The organism is Synechococcus sp. A10-1-5-1, assembly GCF_023115425.1.
GTDB lineage: Bacteria > Cyanobacteriota > Cyanobacteriia > PCC-6307 > Cyanobiaceae > Vulcanococcus.
This window is the reverse complement of the sequence record NZ_CP096032.1, coordinates 1276439-1300450: the sequence shown is the minus strand read 5'-3', so window position 1 is coordinate 1300450 and position 24012 is coordinate 1276439. Positions and strand designations below refer to the sequence as shown.

At 63.4% G+C, this 24012-nt stretch carries 27 protein-coding genes and 1 tRNA gene; 15 read left to right on the top strand and 13 right to left on the bottom strand.

What is annotated here, in order from left to right; genetic code table 11:
• Positions 1-23: 23 nt before the first annotated feature.
• Positions 24-806, bottom strand: coding sequence for a DNA/RNA nuclease SfsA (gene sfsA / locus MY494_RS07145; RefSeq protein ID WP_247909548.1), 783 nt, complete (start codon positions 804-806; stop codon positions 24-26).
• A gap of 45 nt (positions 807-851) precedes the next feature.
• Between sfsA and murJ the strand changes: the two genes are divergently transcribed.
• The gene (gene murJ, locus MY494_RS07140; protein ID WP_247909547.1) at positions 852-2474 is read left to right on the top strand and encodes a murein biosynthesis integral membrane protein MurJ; all 1623 of its coding nucleotides are present in this window, start codon (positions 852-854) and stop codon (positions 2472-2474) included.
• On the opposite strand, the gene MY494_RS07135 is transcribed toward murJ, so the two are convergent.
• Genes MY494_RS07135 through MY494_RS07125 form a run of 3 tightly spaced genes read right to left on the bottom strand, consistent with a single transcriptional unit; the run spans position 2471 to position 3301 of the window.
• A complete protein-coding gene (locus MY494_RS07135) occupies positions 2471-2725 on the bottom strand; it encodes a hypothetical protein (protein WP_010314477.1) in 255 nt (84 codons plus the stop codon). The genes murJ and MY494_RS07135 overlap by 4 nt on opposite strands.
• Before the next feature lie 25 nt (positions 2726-2750).
• Positions 2751-3038: a DUF3181 family protein gene (locus MY494_RS07130; protein ID WP_247909546.1), complete on the bottom strand. Its 288-nt coding sequence runs from the start codon at positions 3036-3038 to the stop codon at positions 2751-2753.
• A 23-nt stretch (positions 3039-3061) separates the two neighbouring features.
• Positions 3062-3301: a hypothetical protein gene (locus tag MY494_RS07125; protein WP_247909545.1), complete on the bottom strand. Its 240-nt coding sequence runs from the start codon at positions 3299-3301 to the stop codon at positions 3062-3064.
• A gap of 79 nt (positions 3302-3380) precedes the next feature.
• On the opposite strand from MY494_RS07125, the gene MY494_RS07120 reads away from it, so the two are divergent.
• The 7 genes from MY494_RS07120 (at position 3381) to MY494_RS07090 (ending at position 9971) form a co-directional block, all read left to right on the top strand.
• Positions 3381-3454 (top strand) — tRNA-Arg (locus MY494_RS07120).
• 107 nt (positions 3455-3561) lie between these two features.
• Positions 3562-4851, top strand: coding sequence for a serine hydroxymethyltransferase (gene glyA / locus MY494_RS07115; protein ID WP_247909544.1), 1290 nt, complete (start codon positions 3562-3564; stop codon positions 4849-4851).
• 130 nt (positions 4852-4981) lie between these two features.
• Positions 4982-6079 carry a glycosyltransferase family 4 protein gene (locus tag MY494_RS07110; RefSeq protein WP_247909543.1) on the top strand — a complete coding sequence of 366 codons (1098 nt, stop codon included), beginning with the start codon at positions 4982-4984 and terminating at the stop codon, positions 6077-6079.
• The gene (locus MY494_RS07105; RefSeq protein ID WP_247909542.1) at positions 6069-7310 is read left to right on the top strand and encodes a competence/damage-inducible protein A; all 1242 of its coding nucleotides are present in this window, start codon (positions 6069-6071) and stop codon (positions 7308-7310) included. The genes MY494_RS07110 and MY494_RS07105 overlap by 11 nt, the downstream gene beginning before the upstream one ends.
• 32 nt (positions 7311-7342) lie before the next feature.
• A complete protein-coding gene (gene leuC, locus MY494_RS07100) occupies positions 7343-8752 on the top strand; it encodes a 3-isopropylmalate dehydratase large subunit (protein ID WP_247909541.1) in 1410 nt (469 codons plus the stop codon).
• A 37-nt stretch (positions 8753-8789) separates the two neighbouring features.
• Positions 8790-9413, top strand: a complete 624-nt coding sequence (locus MY494_RS07095; protein WP_247909540.1) for a 3-isopropylmalate dehydratase small subunit — start codon at positions 8790-8792, stop codon at positions 9411-9413.
• 54 nt (positions 9414-9467) lie between these two features.
• On the top strand, positions 9468-9971 hold the full coding sequence (locus MY494_RS07090; RefSeq protein WP_247909539.1) for a pentapeptide repeat-containing protein: 504 nt from the start codon (positions 9468-9470) through the stop codon (positions 9969-9971).
• Here the strand turns inward: MY494_RS07090 and MY494_RS07085 are convergent.
• A complete protein-coding gene (locus MY494_RS07085; protein ID WP_247909538.1) occupies positions 9965-13156 on the bottom strand; it encodes a DUF3769 domain-containing protein in 3192 nt (1063 codons plus the stop codon). The two genes, MY494_RS07090 and MY494_RS07085, sit on opposite strands and share 7 nt — an antisense overlap.
• A gap of 167 nt (positions 13157-13323) precedes the next feature.
• Positions 13324-13443, bottom strand: coding sequence for a photosystem II reaction center protein I (locus MY494_RS07080; RefSeq protein WP_010312075.1), 120 nt, complete (start codon positions 13441-13443; stop codon positions 13324-13326).
• A 100-nt stretch (positions 13444-13543) separates the two neighbouring features.
• Between MY494_RS07080 and MY494_RS07075 the strand changes: the two genes are divergently transcribed.
• Positions 13544-16540 carry a glycoside hydrolase family 38 C-terminal domain-containing protein gene (locus MY494_RS07075; RefSeq protein ID WP_247909537.1) on the top strand — a complete coding sequence of 999 codons (2997 nt, stop codon included), beginning with the start codon at positions 13544-13546 and terminating at the stop codon, positions 16538-16540.
• Here the strand turns inward: MY494_RS07075 and psbN are convergent.
• Positions 16537-16677 (bottom strand): photosystem II reaction center protein PsbN, encoded by a 141-nt coding sequence (psbN, locus tag MY494_RS07070; protein ID WP_247909536.1) that lies wholly within the window; start codon positions 16675-16677, stop codon positions 16537-16539. The genes MY494_RS07075 and psbN overlap by 4 nt on opposite strands.
• 86 nt (positions 16678-16763) lie before the next feature.
• Here psbN and psbH point away from each other — a divergent pair, with 86 nt between their 5' ends.
• Genes psbH through MY494_RS07050 form a run of 4 tightly spaced genes read left to right on the top strand, consistent with a single transcriptional unit; the run spans position 16764 to position 18124 of the window.
• Complete coding sequence (gene psbH / locus MY494_RS07065; protein ID WP_010314489.1) at positions 16764-16964, top strand: photosystem II reaction center phosphoprotein PsbH; 201 nt, start codon at positions 16764-16766, stop codon at positions 16962-16964.
• A 4-nt stretch (positions 16965-16968) separates the two neighbouring features.
• Positions 16969-17220, top strand: coding sequence for a TatA/E family twin arginine-targeting protein translocase (locus MY494_RS07060; protein WP_247909535.1), 252 nt, complete (start codon positions 16969-16971; stop codon positions 17218-17220).
• A 7-nt stretch (positions 17221-17227) separates the two neighbouring features.
• Entirely contained in the window at positions 17228-17860 is a 633-nt protein-coding gene (pth, locus tag MY494_RS07055) for an aminoacyl-tRNA hydrolase (RefSeq protein WP_247909534.1), read from the top strand.
• 6 nt (positions 17861-17866) lie between these two features.
• Positions 17867-18124: a DUF3146 family protein gene (locus MY494_RS07050; protein WP_247909533.1), complete on the top strand. Its 258-nt coding sequence runs from the start codon at positions 17867-17869 to the stop codon at positions 18122-18124.
• On the opposite strand, the gene MY494_RS07045 is transcribed toward MY494_RS07050, so the two are convergent.
• The 4 genes from MY494_RS07045 to rph form a co-directional block, all read right to left on the bottom strand.
• Positions 18102-18551: a resolvase gene (locus MY494_RS07045; RefSeq protein ID WP_247909532.1), complete on the bottom strand. Its 450-nt coding sequence runs from the start codon at positions 18549-18551 to the stop codon at positions 18102-18104. The genes MY494_RS07050 and MY494_RS07045 overlap by 23 nt on opposite strands.
• Complete coding sequence (locus tag MY494_RS07040; protein WP_247909531.1) at positions 18548-19705, bottom strand: DUF3084 domain-containing protein; 1158 nt, start codon at positions 19703-19705, stop codon at positions 18548-18550. The genes MY494_RS07045 and MY494_RS07040 overlap by 4 nt, the downstream gene beginning before the upstream one ends.
• Positions 19706-19780: 75 nt before the next feature.
• The gene (gene ntcA, locus MY494_RS07035) at positions 19781-20521 is read right to left on the bottom strand and encodes a global nitrogen regulator NtcA (protein ID WP_029626096.1); all 741 of its coding nucleotides are present in this window, start codon (positions 20519-20521) and stop codon (positions 19781-19783) included.
• A gap of 65 nt (positions 20522-20586) precedes the next feature.
• Entirely contained in the window at positions 20587-21321 is a 735-nt protein-coding gene (rph, locus tag MY494_RS07030; RefSeq protein ID WP_256463397.1) for a ribonuclease PH, read from the bottom strand.
• A gap of 117 nt (positions 21322-21438) precedes the next feature.
• Between rph and MY494_RS07025 the strand changes: the two genes are divergently transcribed.
• A complete protein-coding gene (locus MY494_RS07025; protein ID WP_247909530.1) occupies positions 21439-22029 on the top strand; it encodes a cob(I)yrinic acid a,c-diamide adenosyltransferase in 591 nt (196 codons plus the stop codon).
• The gene (gene dcd, locus MY494_RS07020) at positions 22029-22622 is read left to right on the top strand and encodes a dCTP deaminase (RefSeq protein ID WP_247909529.1); all 594 of its coding nucleotides are present in this window, start codon (positions 22029-22031) and stop codon (positions 22620-22622) included. Before MY494_RS07025 ends, dcd begins: the two co-directional genes overlap by 1 nt.
• Positions 22623-22625: 3 nt before the next feature.
• Here the strand turns inward: dcd and thyX are convergent, their stop codons facing one another.
• Both thyX and MY494_RS07010 read right to left on the bottom strand, forming a co-directional pair.
• The gene (gene thyX / locus MY494_RS07015; RefSeq protein ID WP_247909528.1) at positions 22626-23348 is read right to left on the bottom strand and encodes an FAD-dependent thymidylate synthase; all 723 of its coding nucleotides are present in this window, start codon (positions 23346-23348) and stop codon (positions 22626-22628) included.
• A 54-nt stretch (positions 23349-23402) separates the two neighbouring features.
• Positions 23403-23969, bottom strand: coding sequence for a thioredoxin domain-containing protein (locus MY494_RS07010; protein WP_371820567.1), 567 nt, complete (start codon positions 23967-23969; stop codon positions 23403-23405).
• Positions 23970-24012: the final 43 nt, after the last annotated feature.

Below are 24012 nucleotides of genomic sequence, written 5' to 3'. Positions count from 1 at the left end.
CGGCTGGCTCGAGGTTCCTAACTCTATGAGTCTCCGCTCTGGGCTTGGACGCCGGCCACCCCGAGCCAGTCGATGCTGCTTTCACTGAAGCTGTATCGGCAGGGCAGGACCTCCACGCCTGCATCGAGGGCTTCGCGGAAGAGTTCCCCGTAGCGCGGGTCGGCCTGATCGCCGGGGGCGAAGCGCTGGAGATCCGAGCGGCTCAGGCAGGGGACGAGCACCGCCCGGGCCTCCGGCAGCACGCCCATGAGCTCCTGCAGGTGCTTCTGCCCCCGTTCCGTCACCGTGTCTGGGAAGAGCGCGAGATCGCCGTCGCACCAGGTGGTGTTTTTGACCTCGAGGTAGATCGGGCGCGGGTCCTCAGCCCCCTTGGCTGGGGTGAGCAGTAGGTCAATGCGGCTGCGGCGGTTCAGGCCATAGGTCACCTCCGCACGGATGCTGGCGATCGGTCCCAGCCAGGGCTCGAGGCAGCCGGTTTCGATCGTGGCGCGCACCAGTCGGTTGGGGAGCGCTGTGTTGATGCCCACCCACACCGGCTGGCCATCGGCACCCGGCACCTCAGCCTGCTCCCAGGTCCAGGAGAGCTTGCGGGTGGGCGAGGGGGCATAGCGCAGCCTGACGCGTCCGCCGATCTGCAGCACCCCCGTCATCGGCCCGGTGTTGGCGCAGTGGGCCGTGACGACTTCGCCGTTGCTGAGTTCCACGTCCGCCAGAAAGCGCTTGTAGCGCTTGAGCAGCACCCCCTCATGCAGGTCCTCGAGGGCCAGAACCGGAAGACGTTCTGTGGGGGATGCGGCAGCGGGCATGTAAAGCGGCAAGAATCGCCCGAGTTTGGGCCCGCAGGCGCCTCGATGAGCCAAGCCAACCGCTCGCTGCGCCGCATCGCCTTGATCGTGGCGGTGGCGACCGCCCTCAGCAAGTTGGCTGGCCTGGTGCGCCAGCAGGCCATTGCCGCCGCCTTTGGCGTTGGGGCGGCCTACGACGCCTACAACTACGCCTATGTGCTGCCGGGCTTTCTGCTGATCCTGCTTGGCGGGATTAACGGACCGTTTCACAGCGCCATGGTCAGTGCGTTGGCCCGCCGTCCCCGCGAGGAGGGCGCCCATGTGCTCGCTGCGATCAACACCTTGGTTGGGGCGGCGCTGATCGGCGTCACCCTGCTGCTGTTTTTGGCAGCTGATCCGCTGATTGATCTGGTGGGACCGGGATTGGATGCCGAGCGCCACGCGATCGCGGTGCTGGAGCTGCGCTGGATGGCGCCGATGGCGCTCTTCGCTGGCTTGATTGGCTTGGGCTTTGGAGCACTGAACGCCGCCGATGAGTTCTGGCTGCCTTCAGTCAGTCCCCTGCTCTCCAGCGTGGCGGTGATCGCCGGTCTTGGGATTCTCTGGCTGCACCTGGGCTCCGACATCGCTCTGCCCCAGTACGCCTTCTTGGGTGGTGCGGTCCTGGCGGGTACGACCTTGCTGGGGGCGGTGTTCCAGTGGCTGATTCAGCTCCCGGCTTTGGCCAAGCAGGGGCTGAACAAGTTCCAGCTGGTCTGGGACTGGAAGCACCCCGGCGTTCAGGAGGTGCTTCAGGTGATGGGCCCGGCCACGCTCTCCTCGGGAATGTTGCAGATCAACGTTTTCACCGATCTCTTTTTTGCCTCGGGGATCGTTGGCGCGGCGGCTGGTTTGGGTTACGCCAACCTCCTGGTGCAAACCCCTCTGGGTCTGCTCTCCAACGCTTTGCTGGTGCCACTCCTGCCCGTGTTTGCCCGTCTCACGGCACCGGCTGATCGCCCTGAGCTCATTGATCGGATTCGCCAGGGCTTGATGCTCTCCAACGCCTCCATGCTTCCCCTGGGGGCGCTGATGGTGGCCTTGGCTGGCCCCATCGTCGCCTTGGTCTACGAACGCGGGGCCTTCAACGCCGGAGCGGCGGCCTTGGTGGGCGGGTTGCTGATGGCCTATGGCGTGGGGATGCCGGCCTATCTCGGTCGGGACGTGTTGGTGCGCGTCTTCTACGCCCTCGGTGACGGCACGACCCCATTCCGCTTCTCCATGGCGGGGATCGCGCTGAATGCCTTGTTTGATTGGGTCTTGGTGGGTGGCCCAACGCCTTGGGGGCTGCAGCTTCCCGCGTTGAACTTCGGAGCGCCTGGGCTGGTGCTCGCCACGGTGGGCGTGAATCTGATCACCTGCTTTGGTCTGCTGCTGGCCCTGCAGCGTCGGGTCTCTGGCATGCCGCTCGCGATTTGGGCACGGGACAGCGCGCTGTTGCTGCTGGCGGCCCTGGTTTCGGGTCTGATCGCTTGGGCTACTTCCCACTGGATTGGTTGGCCCCAGGATCTGCTCGGCTTGCTGCTGCAGTGCAGCTTCAGCGGTGGACTTGGCCTATTGGTCTATGGCTTGATCGCTGGTGCAGCGAAGGTGCCCGAGGCTTTGGAGATCGGCCGTCAGCTGCGGCTGCGTCTTCCCGGCCTTGGTTAGAGCTCGACGACCCGTTCTTCGCGGACTTGGATCGGGAGCTCCAGGTGGCTCTTGCCCACCATCGCTGGACCGTCGACGGAGTAGATCCGAGCCTCGATGCCGAAGTCGCGAAAGGCGGTCTCCATTTCCTGGATCAGGGCCTTTTCCACTTGGGCCTCCGCATCGACGACTTTGCCGATCAAGCGGCTCCCTAAACGACCGATGCGCTGTCGCACCACCTCGCGAGCGTTGGTGACCTCGATGACCAGCACGGGGCCCTGGCAGGTGGGGGCAACCCTAACTGCGGTTGTTCAGAAGATCCTCTAGGTCTTGCAGTTGTCCGGCCGGGACGAGGCGGGCCAGGGGAAGCTTGCTGCTCCCGCCACCAATCGGAACCTGCACGGCCTCGAGCGACTGACGGGCGCAGACCCCAGCCCCTTGATCAAGCCTGGCGGCGCACTCGATCGCCAATGCTTCAGCGAGTCCGGCGTCTCCGAGATAGAGGTGCCAGCCCCCGATTTGGATATAGATGCGATCAGCGATCTCGAGTTGTAGGTCGCGGATCTCGCTAGGAGAGAGGGCCATGCCAACCGCGTTCAGAGCTGCGCTCAGGATGACGCCTTTGGGCGCTGAACGGCCACGCTGATCAGGTGGGCAGCCAGCAGGACGGCCCAGGCGCTGGTGAGCCAATTGAGGTGGCTCCAGGGGTGCCGCATCTCTTGGACAAACCACAGCCCGCTGTTGAGGGCCGCGAACACCATGGTGTGCAGCACCAGATTGACGATCCGGTTGAAGTGCCGGTAGGTGGGGTCCTCGGGGTTGGCAGGTCCGTACCAACGGATCGGCATGTCTGGGCTGCTTCTCGTTGACTCCAGTTTGGTTGGTTGACGTGTGGGCCCTCGATGTGGGCAGAATGTCTTGGCGCAAGCGCTTGTAGCTCAGCGGATTAGAGCATCTGACTACGGATCAGAGGGTCGGGAGTTCGAATCTCTCCAGGCGCGTTTTCAAAGAGTCGTCCTTCGGGGCGACTTTTTTATTGCTGGATCGCCGGTCGGCGTGCAGTGCTGCGGTTTCTTACGATTCAGATCAACCTGAGCCCTGATTTGTCATGGCGGAGTCCACCGCAGCAGCCACCAATCGCCCCCTGGCTGCCAGCGATCCCGCCATCGCTGCCTTGATCGGCAGGGAGCTGCAGCGTCAGCAGACGCACCTGGAGCTGATCGCCTCGGAGAACTTCGCTTCCCAGGCCGTGATGGAAGCCCAAGGCTCGGTCCTCACCAACAAGTACGCCGAGGGCCTGCCGTCCAAGCGCTACTACGGCGGCTGCGAGCACGTCGACGCGATCGAAGAGCTGGCGATTGAGCGGGCCAAAGAGCTCTTCGGTGCGGCCTGGGCCAACGTCCAGCCCCACAGCGGCGCGCAGGCCAACTTTGCGGTGTTCCTGGCGCTGCTGAAGCCAGGCGACACGATCATGGGTATGGACTTGAGCCATGGCGGTCACCTAACCCATGGTTCGCCGGTCAACGTGAGCGGCAAGTGGTTCAACGTCGTCCAGTACGGCGTGGATGAAGCCACCCAGCAGCTGAACTTCGAGGCGATCCGCAAGCTTGCGCTCGAGCACAAGCCCAAGTTGATCATCTGCGGGTATTCCGCTTATCCCCGCACGATCGACTTCCAGGCGTTCCGGGCCATCGCCGATGAGGTGGGTGCTTTCCTGCTGGCCGATATGGCTCACATCGCTGGCCTGGTGGCCGCCGGTGTGCATCCCAATCCGGTTCCCGTCTGTGATGTGGTCACCACCACCACCCACAAGACCCTGCGCGGTCCCCGCGGCGGTCTCATCCTCTGCCGTGACGCCGAGTTCGCCAAGCAGTTCGATAAAGCAGTCTTCCCCGGTAGCCAAGGCGGTCCACTGGAGCACGTCATCGCGGCCAAGGCCGTGGCCTTTGGCGAGGCCCTGCAGCCCAGCTTCAAGTCCTATGCCCAGCAGGTGGTTGCCAACGCACAGGCCCTGGCGGCCCGCATCAAGGAGCGCGGCATCGATGTGGTGAGTGCTGGCACCGATAACCACATCGTGCTGCTTGACCTGCGGGGGATTGGCATGACCGGCAAGGTGGCTGATCTGCTGGTCAGCGATGTGCACATCACGGCCAACAAGAACACTGTGCCCTTCGACCCCGAGTCCCCCTTCGTGACCAGTGGTCTGCGTTTGGGAACGGCTGCCTGCACCACCCGTGGCTTTGATGAAGAGGCCTTCCGTGAGGTGGCGGATGTGATCGCAGATCGCCTGCTTAATCCGGAGGACTCGGCCATCGAGGAGCGCTGCCGTGAGCGGGTGGCTGCCCTTTGTGAGCGTTTCCCCCTTTACGCCCATCAGCGTGAGCTGCAGCCCGCTTGAGCGACTGGCCCCTGAATGGGCCTTGGCTATCGCCGAACTCCCAGGCCCTGCTTAAGCTTTGGCCGGCAGGGCCTTTTGCCTGGCGCCGATCCGCGCGGGTCACTGCGCATTGCATTGAGCACCGCCTTCGATGATCTCCAGCCGGCCGGATCTTGCCGCTGTACTGGCTTTCGGGAGCGCTGCGGTGCTGACCGCCTTGATCGTTCCTCTGGTGCGCCAGTTAGGGCTGCGTTGGGGATTGATTGATCAGCCTGATCCCAGAAAGCAGCACACCACCCCGATGGTTCGTCTGGGTGGCATCGGAATTGTGGCTGGCTTTGTGCTGGCGCTACTCCTCATCTGGCGGCTGGGCGGCTTTGTGGCGCTGCCGCCTGAGCGGGATGCCCTGATTTGGACCACCCTGGCTGGATCGCTTTGCTACTTCGTCATTGGGCTGGCCGATGACCTGTTCGCCCTGCCCCCCTTGCCCCGCCTGGGCGGCCAGGTGGCGGTGGCCATGGCGGTGTGGAGCCAAGGGGTTCGCATCGGTGCGATTGATCTGCCCTTTGGTGGTGGTTCAGGGGTGATTCCATTGCCGGAATCGCTGAGCTTGCTGTTCACCGTGATTTGGCTCGTTGGGATCACCAACGCCATCAATTGGCTAGATGGGCTCGATGGTTTGGCTGCCGGTGTCAGTGGAATTGCAGCTGTGGCCTTGCTCTCGGTGAGCTACAGCCTCTCTCAGCCGGCCCCTGGCCTCCTGGCCGCGGCGCTGGCGGGCAGTTGCCTCGGGTTCCTGCGCCACAACTTCAATCCAGCCCAGATTTTTATGGGCGATGGAGGCTCCTACTTCTTGGGGTTTGCCTTGGCGGCCATCAGCATCGTTGGGCCGGCGAAGGGCTTGACCAGCGTCAGCTTGCTCTTCCCCCTACTGATCCTGGCCCTGCCCTTGGCTGACATGTCCGCCGTGATCATGGGCAGGGTCAGCGAAGGGCATTCCCCCTTCTATCCCGATCGGCGGCACTTGCATCACCGCTTGCTTCGGGCGGGGTTCAGTCATCGCCGCACGGTGCTCTTGATCTATGCCTTCACCCAGTGGCTGGCTGCTCTGGCGTTGGTCTTCGCCGGAGCCGAGTTGCGCTTCCTGTGGTTGACGCTGGCCACCGCAGTCTTGATCGCCGCCGTGACAATCTGCCGCCGCAGCTTGAGCCGTGAGCGGGCACGCCAGGACCAGGGCGTTGACGGCTGAGATCCTGTGCATCGGCAGCGAATTGCTGCTGGGCAACATCACCAATGGCAATGCCCGTTGGATTGCTGAGCAATTGGCCTCTCTTGGGGTTCCGCATCAACGCCAGATGGTGGTGGGGGATAACCGTGAGCGCTTGATGGCTGAGGTTCGGCAGGCTGCTGGGCGCTGCCGCGTTTTGATCACAACGGGGGGGCTGGGCCCCACCCCCGACGACCTGACCACCGAGGCGATTGCCGCCGCGTTTGAGACGCCCTTGGTCGAACACCCCGAGGTCTGGGCCGCGATCCAAGCGCGGTTGTCCGCCCGAGGGCGGACTTGCTCCCCGAGCAATCGCCGCCAGGCGTTGTTGCCGAAGGGGGCTGAGCTGCTGCCGAATCCCACCGGGACGGCCCCCGGAATGATTTGGAGCCCGACTCCGGGCTTCACGGTGCTGACCTTCCCGGGGGTTCCCAGTGAGATGAAGGCGATGTGGCAGCAGACCGCTGCCCCTTGGTTGCGCCAGTCCGGCTTGGCCGCTGGGGTTTTCGCGAGCCGAATGCTGCACTTCTGGGGTGTCTCGGAATCGGCCTTGGCCGAGGAGATGGCCGATCTGCTCGAGCAGGTCAACCCGACCGTGGCTCCCTATGCCGGTGCTGGCGAGGTCAAGCTGCGGATCACGGCTCGCGCAGAGCGTCAAGCGGAGGCCGAAGCCCTGCTCCTTCCTGTGGAGCGTGAGATCCGAAGCCGCACTGGGCAGAGCTGTTTTGGGGTGGATGAGCAGAGCCTGGCTGCGGTCGTGCTGGAGCGTTTGCGGGAGCGGGGCCAGACCGTCGCCGTTGCGGAGAGTTGCACTGGTGGTGGTCTGGGGGCGTCCGTGGCCGCAGTCCCCGGGGCCTCCGACGTGTTCCTCGGCGGGGTGATCGCCTACTCCAATCGCGTCAAGCAGCAGGTCCTCGGAGTGCCCCAGGCGTTGCTCGAAGCCCACGGTGCTGTCAGCGATCCAGTTGCTGAAGCGATGGCCGAAGGGGCGCGTCGGTTGACGGGAGCGGATTGGGCCCTGGCGATCACGGGGGTGGCCGGACCGGGCGGCGGCACCGAGCAGAAGCCCGTGGGCTTGGTCCATATCGCGGTGGCCGGTCCCAGCGGTTGCAGCAGCGAGGGCATCCGCTTTGGTGCCAGTCGCGGCCGCCATTGGATTCAGACTTTGAGCGCCGGTGAGGCCCTGAACCGATTGAGGCTGCAGTTGGCCTGAGTAGGCTCGTCCATTCCGCTGCAGGCATCGGCGTGAGCTCCGGCACCCTCTACGACAAGGTTTGGGATCTGCATCAGGTCTCCCAACTGCCGGGTGGGGCCACCCAGCTCTTCATCGGCCTGCATCTGATCCACGAGGTCACCAGTCCCCAAGCCTTTGCAGGCTTGAAAGACTTGGGTTTAACGGTGCGCCATCCCGAGCGCACGGTCGCAACTGTGGATCACATCGTTCCGACCACTTCCCAGGCGCGCCCCTTCGCGGATCCTCTGGCGGAGGAAATGCTCGCGACCCTGGAGGCCAACTGCGCGGAGCACGGCATCACCCTGCACGGCATCGGCAGTGGTCGCCAAGGGATCGTGCACGTGATTGCTCCTGAGCTGGGATTGACCCAGCCGGGCATGACCGTGGCCTGCGGTGATTCCCACACCTCCACCCACGGGGCCTTCGGGGCAATCGCCTTTGGCATTGGCACCAGTCAGGTGCGTGATGTTCTGGCGAGCCAGAGCCTGGCGATGGGCAAGCTCAAGGTGCGCCGGATCTGGGTGGATGGTCAGCTCCAGCGCGGGGTCTATGCCAAGGACCTGGTGCTGCATGTCATCCGCACCCTGGGGGTGAAGGGCGGGGTGGGCTATGCGTACGAATTCGCTGGGCCAGCGATTGACGCCCTGTCGATGGAGGAGCGGATGACCCTCTGCAACATGGCGATCGAGGGTGGGGCCCGCTGCGGCTACGTCAATCCTGATCAAGTCACCTTCGACTATCTCGAGGGCCGCCCCTTCGCTCCAAGTGGTGAGGCCTGGGCTGAGGCGGTGCGCTGGTGGAGTGGGTTGGCCAGCAGCAGTGATGCCGTCTTTGACGATGAGGTGCGTTTCGACGCTGCCTCCATCGCACCCACAGTCACTTGGGGCATCACCCCAGGCCAGGGGATCGGCGTGGATGAGGCCGTGCCCACCCTGGAGCAAACCGAGCCCGATGAGCGTCCCCTCGCGGAGGAGGCCTATCGCTATATGGATTTGCAGCCCGGCGCCCCCATCGCCGGCCTGCCGGTGGATGTCTGCTTCATCGGCAGCTGCACCAATGGCCGGTTGAGTGACCTCCAGGCCGCGGCAGCGGTGGCGAAGGGACGTCACGTGGCTGAGGGCATCAAGGCCTTTGTGGTCCCGGGCAGTGAGCAGGTGGCGGCCGCTGCGGAAGCCGAAGGCCTCGACAAGGTCTTTCAAGCCGCTGGCTTTGAGTGGCGTGAGCCGGGCTGCTCGATGTGCCTGGCGATGAATCCCGACCGCTTGGAAGGCCGCCAGATCAGCGCGAGCTCCAGCAACCGCAACTTCAAGGGGCGCCAGGGTTCGGCCAGCGGCCGCACCCTGTTGATGAGCCCAGCGATGGTGGCTGCAGCAGCGATTCATGGCCGCGTCAGTGATGTGCGCGCGTTACTCAACGCCTGATTGATCGGGTTTCAGACCGCGTTTTTCTTCTCAACCGATGGCTAGCTCCACTCCTTTCCCTTCCGGTTCGATCAGCCGTGTCTCTGGCACCAGCGTTGTGGTGCGCGGCGATGACATCGACACCGACCGGATCATTCCGGCCCGCTTCCTCAAGTGCGTCACCTTCGATGCTTTGGGCCCTGCGGCCTTCGCCGATGACCGCGCCGAGTTGGCTGGGGCGCATCCCTTTGATCGCCCGGAGCATCAAGAGGCGTCCGTGCTCCTGGTGAACCGCAATTTCGGGTGTGGCTCAAGCCGTGAGCATGCACCGCAGGCCCTGATGCGTTGGGGGATCCGGGTGGTGGTCGGCGAGAGCTTCGCTGAGATTTTCTATGGGAACTGCCTGGCGCTTGGGATTCCCTGCCTCACAGCCGATCACGACACCATGCTGGCGATTCAGGCGGCGGCTGAGGCCGATGCGACCGCGGGTTTCGTGGTCGATGTTGATGCTTTGACCCTCTCGAGCGGAGATCAGCAGTGGCCCTTGACCTTGGCGCCGGGTCCCAAGCAGATGCTGCTCAGCGGGCAGTGGGATGCCACGGGTCAGTTGCTCGCCAATGACGATGCGCTCAAGGCCACGGCCCAAGGGCTCCCCTATCTGCGTCAGTTCCAAGCCGCCTGATCCGTGGCGGACAGTTGCGCCACTGTCTATGAATGAGATAGCGGCGCAACGGCGATGGCGATCGGCTGGCTTGGGAGTGGATCGGCTGGGGTTGCGCTGGCCTTGCTCTGCTGCCAGGGATCGCTGCAATCTGCTCCGCTGATTGTCGAGCCGTTTACGGCGGCACCGGTGCTGCGTGCCCCGGCTTGGCCGGGCTGCCCTGGCTGTGATCTGCGCGGAGCTGACCTGAGGGGCTTGATGCTGAACGGCATCGATCTGCGCGAGGCGGACCTGCGCGGAGCGGATCTACGCCAAAGCAACTTGGAAGGAGCGGATCTCACTGGCGCCAACTTGGAGGGTGCACTGCTGCAGGACACCCGGCTCAGCAATGCGGATCTGAGTGACGCCAACTTGAGCCGCGCCAACTTGAGCGGAGCGGTGATGATTCAGGCCCTGACCCCTGGGTTGAAACTCGATCAGACGGTCCTGGTGGGTGTGGATTTCACCGGGAGCCACTTGATGGTGGGTGGTGAAGTGCTGGATGGACCGAGTCCATTGCCGCTGTTACCCCCTCAATAGAGGCCCTGGCGTTTCTTGGTGAAATCGGTTGGGGTGTAAGGCACGAATGGCAGACCCGTACCCCTGTAGTTGAAGTCGTTGAGCTTCACGCGGATGCCACCGACTTGCTCGTAGGGGCTGTAGTAAATCGCGAATTCGTAGCTGCGGCGCTGCCAGATCAGCTCGGCGAAGGAGCCGGTGATGTCGCCGTAGTAGCCCGAATTGCCATCGACGTTGAAGCCGATGCCACCGCTGAAGAGCAATGGGCCAATCAGCTGCTGCTTCCAGCCGAACGCCAAGGTGGCGAGATCGACGTTTCGGTCAAAGCTGAAGGGGCTTTGGCCCTGCTGCAGGCTGCCGCCACCGGAGATGGAAATCTCTGTGAAGTCGAAGAAGTTTTTCTCCAGCCGGCCCAAGGTCAGCGTCGGTCCACCGGTCAGCGTGACGGTGTTTTGGCTCGTCCCATCCCCGTAGTAATCGAGACGGACGTTGGTGTTGGTGTTTAGCCGGAGTCCGGGTTCAATCGGTCTGGGGGTGTTTTGCGTGGTCCTGGGGTTGTCTCGGTCGCCCGCTTTGCCCCGCCAGAGCTGCAAGCTGCTGTTCACAGCCCCGTAGAAACTGCCGCGGGTGCTGTCGATGAGGTTGGAGCTGTTGAACTCGCTGCCTTGGAAGTTGCCGAAGGCGGCACGCCAGTAATAGTTGTGGTTGATCTTTCCCCAGGGTTTCAGGTCGCCTTGGCGCTCAATCGAAGCGCCGAGTGCTGAGTAGACATCCTGTTGGCCGAGCGATCCGTTGTAGGTCTTGTAGCGGTAGGCGCCGAAGAGTCGCGTGGTGTAGGTACCGCCTGGAATCAAACCAATTTTGGGGATAAAGATCTGCCTCGAGAAGTCGCCCCAACTGCGGGTGCCATTGGCCATGTTTTGGGGATTCAAGGTTGGCAGACTGACGGTGAAGTCACTCGTTGAATAACCAAAGACCGATCCCTCAAGCTTGATCAGGGCACCGAAGAGGTCGCCGATTTGTGCGGGTTGTGAGCCCGTGGGCCCACCGACTGGATCACCAGGCAACACAAAGCTATTGACCTGACCATTGAGGGCCCGGGCCACCATGAATTGCGGTTGAACTTTTAACTTGAGGGGCTGCTCTTCAACGCGGACGCCGTTGGGTTTGGTGAAGGAGCGCCCTTTGATCAGTTCGATTTCTTTGAGGTTGTACCCGAAGTAGATGCCGCTGCGATCCACCCCGTCATCAGCAATCACCCAAGCGTTGTCGGCGGGTTGATCCTTCTCCAGGGCGATGTTGTTTCGCATCGGAATCGGAAGACGGTTTTCAAGAATCAAGCGGCTGCGCTTGGCGCTGATCTTGGTGCGTTCCTCGCTTTCTTGAACGGCGACCACGTCTTCCAGGTCGATCCAGGACTGTGCCGGGGTAATTGGGTCGTTGCTGAAGGCGGCGCGATTGGCAGTCCACCCCTTGGGTGTGATCAAGATGCGGGCAGCCTGAAAACGCCAGCGGCTGACAAATCCCTCGATCAGTTTTTGATCGCCATTGGGATTCATCAACTGGTTAGGCCGCACGGTGCCGAAGTCGTCCTCTTCTTGCGCTCGGCTGACAAATTGCGTACCCGCACGCCGCTCAACTTTGAGGCTGCGGACGTAATAGAGGTCGCTGATGCGTTGATCGACGATGGCCTCGATCGCTTCGTGTCGTTCAGCCTCCAGTTCAGCCGCAGGGACAGTCGAAAGCGCTGGAGCGACCGGTGGTTGGCTGGCACTGGTGGCCTGCGAAGGCTTGGCTTCGGCGACAGCGTTCAGCTGATCAGCAAGGGGCTTCTGCCTCTGCTCTTCGTCGGGGCTGGGTGCGCCAGGGCAGCCGGCTGCAGGGGGCATCAGTGGCGCAATCCGCGGGGGGGTGGATTGGCCATAGCGGTAGCGAACGCCGACCAAGTAGGCATTGCTGCCTTCGCTCACGCCGCCGTAGGTGCCATAGGCACCGGAGCGATGGTGCAGGCGACCGACCACGGACCACTGGGGTTTGACCAGGGCTTCGACTTCAAAACCCAGATAGTTGAGGAACGTTTGGTAGTTCTGCCGGAAGGTCTGCTCGTACAGGCTGTTGCTAGTGAGCAAGCTCACGCCTTCGAAGAACCCCAGGCTCAGCCAGGGCTGCAGCCAAGCCCTTAGGCCGAGGGCCGCGGTGAATTCACCGAAGGTTTGGGGGGGAAGCGGTGCGAAGGGTTCGCTGTTGTTGAACTCGCCGCCGGGCTGCCAGCTGGTTTTGTGCAGCAAGGCGTTGGAATCGAATTCCAGGGCCAGGGGGCCGGCGTCCACGAGCCGTTTGTTGAAGTTCAGGCCCCAGACGTTTTCGGGTCGCCAGCGTCCGTTGAAGGTGAAGGAGTCACCGAAGCTGGCATCGATCGCTTGTCCGTAGCCCCAGGCGGTCACGGCAAGGGGATAGGGATGCCAATCCGGAACAGGAGGGATGAGTGGCGCGCAGACCATGGATTGGGCCGCGGGTGCCACAGCAATCGGTGGAACCCGCCAATCCGCGAGTTGTGCTGGCTCCGGTAGCCCCAGGAGTTGCTCTGAGCTGGTGACCCCGTTGAGAGCTAATCCCGGCATCAGTGCTTCGCCGGAGTGTTGTAGGGGGGATTGGGCGAGGGCCAGCTCGGCGGTGGTGGCTTGATTGCTCCAGTTGGCGCTCACCAGAACCTGACCCCGGGGGCCTCTTCGAATTAGCTCTGGCGATGCGGTTCCAAAGGACGGCCTTTCGTAGGAGCTGGAGGTGGGCCAGTAGCTCAGCGACGGCAGCGCAACGGAGGGGTAGGCCTTGAGGTCGAAGTCGACCTCGCTGGTGTCGAAGTCGATGACCCCGTAAACCGCATCGGCATCACCGCTGTTTTCGATCAGGCTGTAGCGGAGGCTGTTGGCCTGGAAGTACTGCTCACCGCGTTGGAAGCGAACGCGCCCGGTCAGCAGCAGGGTGCGTGTTGCGGTCTCGTACTCGAGTCGATCAGCCAGGATGCGGCCGCCGGCTAGATCAATTTGAACGTCGCCCTTGGCGACAAACCGATTGATGCGTTGATCGAACCCCTGCTCGTTCGCAAGCAGATTGATCACAACCGGCGGGGACTGATCAGCGCTGGCTTTGGTGAGCGCTGAAACAGAGGGCGCCGCTGCCGGCTGTGCCGCCCAAGCAGCACCCACGGGCGCCAGGTTGATGGCCGCAATCGAACATGCAGAAACCCCTTGGATCAGTCTCTTCCGGAGCTGAGTCACCAAGGGGTCGCGCAAGGCCGTGATACTGCCACGGCCATCTGGTCAAACGGATGAGGTCGTGCCGGTTGCTCAGCCCACCTCAGGGGATCTGAGGATCACTCCTCCAGGTCCTTGCGGCTTGGGGTGCGGCTGGGATCGCTGGCCAGGAAGCCGAACACGAAGATCCCGATAAAGAAGAAAACGACCGAGTAAACCGAGATCTTGAGGGCAAGCATGGGTCTGTCCGGCGGGTGACAGGGAGTGACAAGCGCCAAATGGGCCCTAAACGAGCCGGCGGCAGCCGCATCATCCTATGGGTCGTGAACACGCTGACTGATGACAGAGGGGCCAGAGGGCGCTGTTCGCTCCTGGATTGAAACGTTTCAGGCACAAACCCGTTGGGACCTGCTGCCTCTCTGGAGCGTGCAAAGTCCAGGTGGGGACAGTCGTTTGGCCTTGGACGACCCCTGGGGTGCGTGCCACCGCCCTGACTGGCATCGACGCGGACTGTTGAGTTGGCCGCGCGGTGGGCGTTGGCTGAGCCTGCGGTTGGACTTGGTTTGCCCAGAGCCCTGGCAGGCGATTCAGCAGGTGGACAGGCGCGCCCGTTTGGCCCTCTGCTGGTGGGCAGATGCCGCGGAGCTTTGGGCCGGCGGCGTCTTGGTCCACCAAGGTGACCTGTTCGACAGCGCCTGCCGCTGGGAATTGCCGTCCTCCTGGTGGGACGGGGAGCCCTTGCCGTTGGAATTGCGGCTGCGCTCTCCCCTGCATGACGACGGCGCCTTGATCTATAGCCGGGTCGATCAGGAGCCCACTGGTCTCGGCGACCCCGCTGGGGTGCTTGCCGCCGAGGCTTTGGCTCTTGGGGCCTCACGTCTGGCGCCGGAGGCCTTGGCTGCCTTGCAGCCTGAACTGGAAGCTGGGGGTGTCTCCAGCATCTTGAGGCAATTCGCCCAGGCCCGTCCTCCTGGCGGTTTTCATCTGCTGGGCCATGCCCATCTGGATCTGGCGTGGCTGTGGCCGGTGGCGGACACCTGGCAGGCGGCGATTCGCACCTTTGAGTCGGCGCTGGGTCTGATGGATCGGGATCCATCGCTTCATTTCGCCCACTCCACCCCGGCGCTGTACGCCTGGATTGAGCAGCACCGGCCGGCTCTTTTTGCCCGACTTCAAGCGGCGATGGAGCAGGGCCGCTTTGAGCCGATCAATGGCCCTTGGGTTGAAAGCGATTGCGTCTTGGTGGGTGTCCCATCGCTGCTGCGGCAGTTCGAGGAGGGGCAGGCCTACAGCCGTAGCCGCTTTCCCCAGTGGTCACACGAGCTGTGCTGGTTGCCCGACAGTTTTGGCTTCGCCGCCGGGTTGCCTGCCGTTGCGCAGCTGAGCGGGGTGCGCTGGTTCTGCACCCACAAGTTGGCCTGGAACAGCACCAACGCCTTCCCCCATCGCTTGTTCCGCTGGCGTAGTGCCGATGGCTCAGAGCTGTTGGCGTTGGCGACGGCTCCGATTGGCACTGGAGGCGATCCCCAGGGGATGGAGACCTACCGGCAGCAGTGGCAGGCGGCGACGGGCGTGGATCAGGCCCTTTGGCTCCCGGGGGTGGGCGACCACGGTGGTGGTCCGACCGCGGAGATGCTCGAGCAGTTGGCCCTCTGGCAGCACCAGCCCGTGGCCTGCCCGCAGCAGCACGGAACCTTGCGCAGCTACCTCGAGGGCTTGGAGCCGCTGGCGAGCGGTCTGCCGGTTTGGCGCGATGAGCTTTATCTCGAGCTGCATCAGGGCTGTGCCACGACCCGCCCCGATCAAAAGCGCCACAACCGGACCCTGGAGCGCTTGCTGAGGGAGCTCGACTGGACCTCGGCCCTGCTCCACCTCGGGGGCGCGGGCCAGCCTGGCGCTGATTGGCGGCCGCTGCTGTTTCAGCAGTTCCATGACATCCTTCCTGGCACCTCGATTCCCGAGGTTTTTGAGCAGGCAGAACCCCAATGGCGGCAGGCGCGCCGCCAGGCCTCCAGTCAGCGGGATCGCCTTCTGCAGGACCGACTTCCAGCCCGCGGCGGCGATCAGCCCTGGTGGCTGGTGCAGTTGCAGCCCCAGCCCGCTGAGCTGGTCACCCTGCGCCTGCCCGCCGGCTCGTGGTGCATCCAGGGTGCCCAAGACCAGCTCCCGAGCCAGGCGCGGACGACCGGCGGCACCTGGGTTCAACTCCCCCTGCCCGCTGGCCTTCAGGCGATCCCCCTCGAGCGTGCCGATCGCCTCGTGCAGCCCACTGCGGACATCACGCATCCGGTTGCCCTGGAGGCCACCGGTGAGACCTGGCGATTGGGCAACGGGTTGGTGCAGGTGGAGATCGGGGCGGACGGCATCCAGCAGCTCTGGGGGGGCGATGGTGTGCCGCAACTCTCAGGGCCCATCCAATGGCGCCGTTGGCGCGATCAGGGGGAGTTTTGGGATGCCTGGGACATCGCGGCGGACTACCGCGATCACCCCTTGCCCCTCTCATGGCAGGGGGCTCCAGAGCTGGTGGAGCAAGGACCGCTCTGCTGCCGGTTTGTGGCTCGAGGCCGCTGCGGGCAAAGCTCGCTTCGGCTCGACATTCAGCTGCGGGCTGCTTCTCCGTATGTGGAGTTGACCTTGACGGTCGATTGGCGCCAGCGCCATGAGCTCCTGCGGCTGGAGTTGCCGTTGGCGCAAGGGGCCGAGCGCTACGCCGCTGATACCTCCGCTGGGGTCCTCGAGCGGCCGGCCCACGCCTTGACGCAGAGGGAGCAAGCCCGCTGGGAAGTGACGGCGATCAGCTGGGTGGCCAGCCAGTCCAAAGCGGGTGCGGGAGGTCTGGCGGTCTTGCTGGATGGTCCCCAGGGGGTCTCCGTGACTTCAGATCAGCTGGGCGTCTCTTTGCTGCGGGCTCCCACCTGGCCGGATCCCTCTGGCGATAACGGCATCCAGCGCCTTCGCCTCGCGTTGTACCCCTCTCGGCACGGCTGGAGTTCGGCTGGAGTGCCCCGTTTGGCAGGACGTTTTCGCGAGCCCCTTTGGATTCGGCCTGCTCCACATCGCGCCCAGGAGGTCAATGGTCAGGACGAGATCGCCGGTTCAATCGACCTGTTGGAGGGCGTCGACTGGGCCCATGCCCAGGTACGGGTTCTCAGTTGCAGGCCGGGGTCTCGCCCAGGGCGACTAGCGCTGCGGCTGCAGAACCTGAGTCCCCAGCGACAGCGATGGACCCTGGTCTCCAACTGGCGCTGGCGTCGGGGAGACAGTGAGACATGGACGCGCGGAGGCCTTGTGCTCAAGCCGTGGCAGCTGCTGGCTCTGGAGTTGGAATGCGACTAGTCCTCGTGGTCGTCGAAGGGGTCGCTGAGCTGCTTCGACGGTGGTCCAAAAGCGGTGTAGATCCCGAAGCCGGTCAGGCCCAGCAGCACGACCAAGACGGCCAGTGCCACTGACATGGCTGGGGAGGTGGTTTCCATCACAACTCTCGACGGGGCCGGCCGCTCGAGCAGCCAGGCCCCTTATAGTAACGAGACCTACTCCTTGCCAGAGAGCACAGCCCGTCATGGCTCAACGCACCCGCCTGGGAGATCTGCTGCGTCCCCTGAACTCCGAGTACGGCAAGGTTGTGCCTGGCTGGGGTACCACTCCAGTGATGGGCGTGTTCATGGCCCTGTTCCTGGTGTTCCTGCTGGTGATCCTCCAGCTGTACAACAAGTCGCTGATCCTCGACGGCATCACCGTGAACTGGAACGGCATCGGCTGATTCGATGAACGTGTTTGGGATCGGACTTCCTGAGATGGCGGTGATTGCCGCCGTTGGTCTTTTGGTGTTTGGTCCCAAGCGCCTCCCTGAATTGGGTCGCACCCTTGGGAAAACCTTGAAGGGCTTCCAGTCCGCCTCGAAGGAATTTGAGCAGGAGTTCCGTAAGGCCGTCGACACCGTGGAAGCTGAAGTCACTCAGGCAACTCCCGATTCGCAGCCTCAACTCAAGGCCGAAGACGAGCAAGCGGCCGGTTGAGGCATTCATGACTCCTTTGAGTCTTGTTGTTGGTTTGGGTAACCCGGGCGAGAAGTACGCAGGCACCCGCCACAACGTCGGTTTCATGGCGCTTGAGCAGTTGGCGAAGCGTCAAAACAGCAGCTTTAAGCAGCAGTCCAAGTTGCATGGCTTGCTGGCTGAAGTGGGGCAAGGTGCAGAGCGTTTGCGTTTGTTGATGCCCCAGACCTACATGAACGACAGCGGTCGCTCGATTCGGGCGGCTCTCGATTGGTTTGGGTTTGAACCGGCTCAGATGCTGATCCTTGTGGATGACATGGATCTTCCCCTTGGTCGATTGCGCTTGAGGCTCTCGGGTGGTGCTGGGGGACACAACGGCTTGCGCAGCACCATTTCCCATCTCGGGAGTCAAGAGTTTCCTCGCCTTCGGATTGGGATTGGTGCCCCTGCACTGAACCCAGTTGAGCGCAAACAGCGCACCGTTGGCCACGTGCTCGGCCGCTTTGCAGTCGCCGAACAGCCGGTTCTTGGGGAAGTCATTGATGAGGTCTTGTCTGGCCTCGATCTGATTCAACGCCTGGGGTTTGAGCGGGCTGGTAACAGGCTCAACGGTTTTGTTGCTCCCTCTGCAGCCAAGCTGGTCGAGCAACCCACTGCCTGAGTCCGCGTGAGTCGCCTCCCCACCACGACGGCGCAATTGCGGGTGCTGCGCCAAAGCTTTAGCCAGCGGGTGCTCGAGGGTGAGGTCAGTGCTGGTGGATTTCAGTGGACCTTCGCCTGGTTCTTTGATCGCGGCGAGCTGCAGGTGGAGCCCTCCCTGGGCCGGGCTTTGATTCAGGACGCGTTGCTGCGCTTCCTGCTGAAAACCGACTACCAGCTGGAGGCTGGTGGGGACTACGCCTTCAACGTTCGCGCGAAGTTTTGAGGCGCAGCAGGGGCAAGCCAGGAGAACGTCTGAGTTCAGTGCCCCAATGGCGTTCCAGCAGCAGCTGCGCGACCACATCGTCGTAGTCCCGTGGGGGCAGCCTGAGGCCCTCCGGCAGTAATCGCCGCCAGCCTTGAGGCGGTTCCAGCTGCCAGTAGCGTGAGCGTGCGGCCAGGGTGGTTCCAGCTTCAGGGGTCACGTGGACGCTGAGGCCGAGGGCGATGAGCTGTTGTTGCCAGTGTTTGCTGCCCGTTCCGTTGCCGAGCACCACCGCTTCGAGGCCAGGGTCAACCTGCCAGATCTGAATTTGAGCCAGGCAGTCCTCAGGAGAGAGCACTGCGGCGACGTTGACCATCCCGGCGACCTGGTCACACAAGGCCAATCCACATTTGCTGAGGCCTGGGTCCAGGCCGAGCCAAGTGCTCATGGGCTTTGCCAGCGGATGGCCACGGCAATGGGGTCGGCCAGATCGCTGTTGGCTCTGGAGACGGCCTCGAGTTTCGCCGTCTTTCCCTGGGGACGGTTCACCAGGGCGTCGGCCAGTTGGCTGAGGCGCGCCGGGTCGAATTGGAGGCCATTGGCTAGAGCCCCTTGGCGTTGGGCGCGGGTGAAGGCCGCGGCTAGGAGCAGGTTGAGGCGGCTGCGCACCTGATCTGGTGATCGTTCATCGATCTCCAGGACGGTGGTGGCCAGTTGCTCACCGCTGCGAACGACCCGCTTGTTGGGCCTGACATCCGGGAAAGCCACCACCTGACGCTCGCCCTTGAGCACGTTGGCGGCCGAGATCAGACTGACCACCCACTCACCTCTCTTGCTGAGGGTCGTCTCCAATTTGCTGATGTCGCTGCGCGGGACCAGGAGGATTTGGCGGTTGGGTGTCTCCCCGGGCAGCACCCGTTGGTAGACGTTCAGATTCGTGCGTTGCAGCAGCGCGTGAATCACCTCCCTGGCCTGGCTGGGTTTCTCGATTCGCACCTTGGCGACCTCGAGGAGTTGGCCGCTGCTGATCACCACATCGCCTTGCCGTAGGGCAATCAGATTGCGCTCGAGGCGCTCCAGTTCTTGGCTGCTGCTCTTGATCTTGCTGTTCAGCTTGGCGAGCTCAGAGCGGTTGCGTTGCAGGTCTGCATCCTTGGCCGCGATGTCGCGGCTGAGGCGATCGCGCTCGGCTTCCAGTTGCCGGCGTTGCTCCATCAGCGGGGCCAGTTCCCGTTGGAGTCGGCTGGCCTGCTGGGCCACCACCTTGAGTTGGCTTTGGGCCTCGCTGCGTTCCTTCTCTGCACTGAGAAGGGCAGTGCGGCTCTGTGCCAAGTCGTTGCGGCTGTCCCGCAAGCGCTGCTCGATCTGATCGAGTTCGAACAGCCCCGTGCGCAGGCGATCACTGACGAGCAGCATCAGACCGAGCGAGATCGCGCTGATCAAGCTGCCGGTCAGGACCGTGATGACCACGGCCGTCTTCTTGGGCCGCAGCCGAAACAAGCTCAGACGCGCCTTGCCGACCTTGGATCCCAAGCGATCTCCCAGGGTGGAGAGCACTCCCCCGAGGATGAGCAGCGCCAGGATGAGGATCCAGCCGGACACGACGTTGGGCGACGACGGTCAGTATCGGTTGCAGGCGGTGGGAAATCAGCTGGGATCAGCCACCAGTTCAGCCGTTTAGCTGAAGCGTTTGGCGAGGGCCAAGGGATCGAAAACGGTGATTTTCTTGCGATCGATTTGCACCAGACCGTCGTTGCGTAAGTCACCCAGCAGGCGTGTGATGGTGACCCGGGTGGATCCAATCGCTTCGGCGATGGCCTGGTGGGAGAGACGCAGGTCGATCGTGATGCCTTCGCTGCTGGGAACCCCAAAGTCGCGGCAGAGCACCAGCAGGAAACTCACCAGTCGCGAGGACATGTCGCGGTGGGTGAGGGTTTCGATCATGGTCTCGGTTTGCAGGATCCGAGAGGACAGGCCCTGCAGCAGCAGCAGGCCCACCGCGGGGTCTTGCTCAATGGCCTTCCGCACCGAGGTGGCGGGGGCTGTCACCAGCTCGACGCGGGTGAAAGCAATGGAGTGATAGAAGCGATCCGAGCGCTGGCCGGTCAGCAGGGAGAGCACCCCGAACAGGCTGTTTTCCCTCAGGAGCGCCACCGTGATCTCCTCGCCCGATTCGTACACGCGGGAGAGGCGGACTGCTCCGCGTTTGAGGAGGTAGACCTTCTCGGCTGGATCCCCAGGGAAAAAGATCGTTTTGCCGCGCTCGACGATTTCCGTCGTGCTGCCGCTGAGGCCCCGGATCACATCCAGGAGCGTTGCATTAGGCGGTAGCGGACTGCCCGCGATCGGTGCGATCACGGACGTACCGGTAGTGGGGCTAGGGGAGTAGCGGCTGAATCCTTGCGTGGCCACAACCATGTCAGCGCGACTGATGTGTTTTGGAACCTACGGATCAGTCCAGGGCAGCCATGTAGCCATTGAAACTAATTCGGGGCTTCTGCCAAGGCCTGGCTCTGAGCGCTCAGAAGGCGCTGGATTCCAGCTTCGGCCAGGTCAACCAGGGTAGAAAGCTGTTGGCGACTGAAGGGTGCGCCCTCTGCGGTGCCCTGAATTTCGAGCAAATGCTGCTCTTGATTCATCACCACGTTCAAATCCACCTCGGCTCGGCTGTCTTCGCTGTAGTCCAGATCCAGTAGCGCGTTCCCATCGACCAGGCCAACCGAGACCGCTGCCACCTGGCCGATTAGGGGAGAGCGCTCCAGTACCCCCCGCTGCTCGAGCCGGCGCAGTCCCAGGGCCAAGGCGGCCCAGGCTCCAGTAATGGAGGCCGTGCGGGTCCCGGCGTCTGCCTGCAGAACGTCGCAATCGACCTGCAGCGTCCTCTCGCCCAGAGCCTCGAGATCGAGGCAGGCCCTGAGGCTGCGGCCAATCAGGCGTTGAATTTCCTGGGTGCGGCCGCTCAGCTTCATCAGCTCCCTTGGCTGGCGGCTGGGGGTGCTGGCCGGCAGCAGTCTGTAGTCGGCACTTAGCCAGCCTTTGCCTGAGCCTTTTCGCCATTTCGGGACGCCTTCCTCGAGGCAAACGCTGCAGATCACGGCGGTTCGACCCGTGTGAACCGTGACTGAGCTCAGGGCAAACCCCATCGGATCCCAGTCGAAGCGAGTGCTGCGCAGATCCATGGCGCCGCGGCCGTCCCGCCGAGGTTGGGTGCTGCTCATTGCGGGCTGACTCAGTGTCTTGATGGTACGGGTGTTTGCACTACAGGTAGTGCTTGTTGCTTGCCGGACGGCCTAACGCCGCTACATTCAGGATCCCAAGCGGCAGCCATGCAATCGATGACGGCCAGCCTTGCAGCCACTCCCAGCGCTACGCCCCGTGCTGGACACCTGCGCCCGCTGGCCTCGATTCCAGCGTCTGCTCCTTCCCGCAGCGTTCGTCTGGCGGCCCAGCAGGAGGGGCAACTCCAGGTGCACACAGCGCCGTTCCGCGGCAGCTTCAGCGGGGTGTTCAGTCAGGCCTTGCGCAGTGCAGGACTGGGCAGCCGTGTCCTGGTCAGCCAGTTTCTCAAAGGTGGCGTCGATCAAGGCCTCGAGCGCAGCGTCTGGCTCTGTGGCCGTCTGCAGTGGCTCAGGCCAGCGGTGGCGGGTTGCTTGGCGGAGCCCACGCCTGCGTCGCAGGCGGATGTGGAGGCCGTGAGGGAGATCTGGGAGTACACCCGGGAGCAGTTCCTGGGTGGTCAGCTCGATCAGCTCGTGCTTGATGAGCTCGGTCTGGCGGTGGAGTTGGGCTATCTGACTGAGGTGGAAGTGGTCTCTGCTCTGGAGCAGCGGCCCTCTCACCTGGATGTGATCCTGACTGGGCCGTCCATGCCCACGGCTTTGTTGGCCATGGCTGATCAGGTCACCCAGCTGCGCCGAGGTTTCTAATGCTCAAAAACGACCGTTGGATCAATGAGCAGGCCGCTGCGGGCATGCTCGAGCCGTTTCAGCCGCAGCTGGTTCGTCATCTCGATCCTGAGAACAGTGAAAAGCCGGTTCTGAGCTTTGGCTGCTCGTCCTATGGCTACGACCTGCGCCTGTCCCCCCAGGAGTTCCTGATCTTCCGGCACGTGCCTGGCACGATCATGAACCCCAAGCGCTTCAATCCAGCCAACTTGGAGCCCGTGCCTTTGCACGAGGACGAAGACGGCTCGTACTTCATCCTCCCGGCCCATTCCTATGGGTTGGGTGTGGCGCTCGAGAAGATGCGTGTGCCACCCAACATCACCGTGATCTGCCTGGGCAAGAGCACCTATGCCCGCCTGGGAATCATCGTCAACACCACTCCAGCTGAGGCCAGCTGGGAAGGTCACCTGACCTTGGAGTTCAGCAACTCCTCCGGTGCGGACTGCCGGATTTATGCCAATGAGGGCATCTGCCAGCTGCTCTTTTTTGAAGGAGACCCCTGCGAGACGACCTACAAGGACCGGGCCGGGAAGTACCAGCACCAGCCCGAGCGGGTCACCCTGGCGCGAATCTGAGGCTCAGGGAGCCAAACGCGCCTTGTGTAGGCGGCTCTTTTCGTACCAAGCCGCAAACTCTGGGGCCCAGGCCTGGAGGTGTGGCCACATCAGGTCACAGAGCACCCGGATCTCTTCCTGGGCGTCGAGCTTGGCGCGCAGGTCCATGAAGTGCAGGAACGCCCGCAGCGAGAAGCTCACCACAAAGTGCTGGCGGTAATCGAAGGGCAAGATTCCGCGGGCGTGTTCTTCCGCGAAGCCGGCCGCCAGCATGTCGCGGTAGCGCTCAGCGGCCACTTGGCAGAGGGCGAGATCCTTCTGCCGCTCTTCAGCCGTGTAGGTGTACTTCTTGCCTTGTCGATCGCTGTACTGCCCTTCCGGCCGGAGGTAGAAGACCTCTTCCAGTTCGAGTTCCCCGTTGGCGGCACGGCAGATCCGATCGCCCGTGTAGCGCATCGATTGGACGTCAAAGCTCACGCCCACCCTGTGGGTGCGGGCCTGCTGCATCACAGAGTGGGGGAACCAGCCGACATTCAGAACGATCTGGGCGTGCTCGAGCGGTCCGTAGTGACCGCGCTCGCCGGCCAGTAGACGTTTGACGCAGATCTCTCCGGCGCGGGTCTCATCAGGCCATTCCCCCCGATCAGCGGCCACAAACCCTTCGCTGTAGTCCTGGTGCATCCCCGCGTAGACGCACTGCTGGGGGTTGGGGGTCGCTGCAATCAGCTCAACCCGAAAGCGTTTCATGGGCGGGCGATGGAGTTGGGAGCTGGTGCTGCAGGGTAACGGGCTTTGCGGGACTCAGCTGTGGCTGCGGGGACCTGCCATGGCGGTGGTCTCTGCTTTCGGTAAAACGCTGGTCTCGGCGACTCCAGCCATGGCCGGTAAGGGGGAACCGCTGATCAGGGCGGCGCTCAGGGCCTCCAATTCGCCTTGATTGCGGGCCCCAACGGCGCGGCCAATGGGGGCGCCACTGGCATCGAAGAACTCCAGCTGCGGGATGCCATTCACGTCGTAGCGATCCACCTCCGGTTGCCAGCGGGGGTTGTCGACATTGAGCAGCACAACATCGAGTTGCTCGTGGTGTTCGCCCTCCACCCGCTCCATCGCTGGGGCCATGGCTTGGCAGGCCTCGCACCAGTCGGCGTAGAACTCGATCAGGCTCGGCCGGCCGTTGCTGAGCGCGACGGCGGGTTCGAGCGATTGGCGTGCCAGTTTTTCCAACGGGGCTGCCGGCGAGAGCCCCCCGCGCAGAAGGAAGAGCCCCAGGGCCAGCAGGGCTGCCACCGCGGCGAGCAGCATCCGCTCGCGCCGTCCCAGGGCTGCTGTGTTGCTGTCCACAGGAGGTGTGTTCGTGCTTTGGGCCAATCTGCCAGGGCTGTTCGCGTTCCGCGTCGATACCCTGACGGTG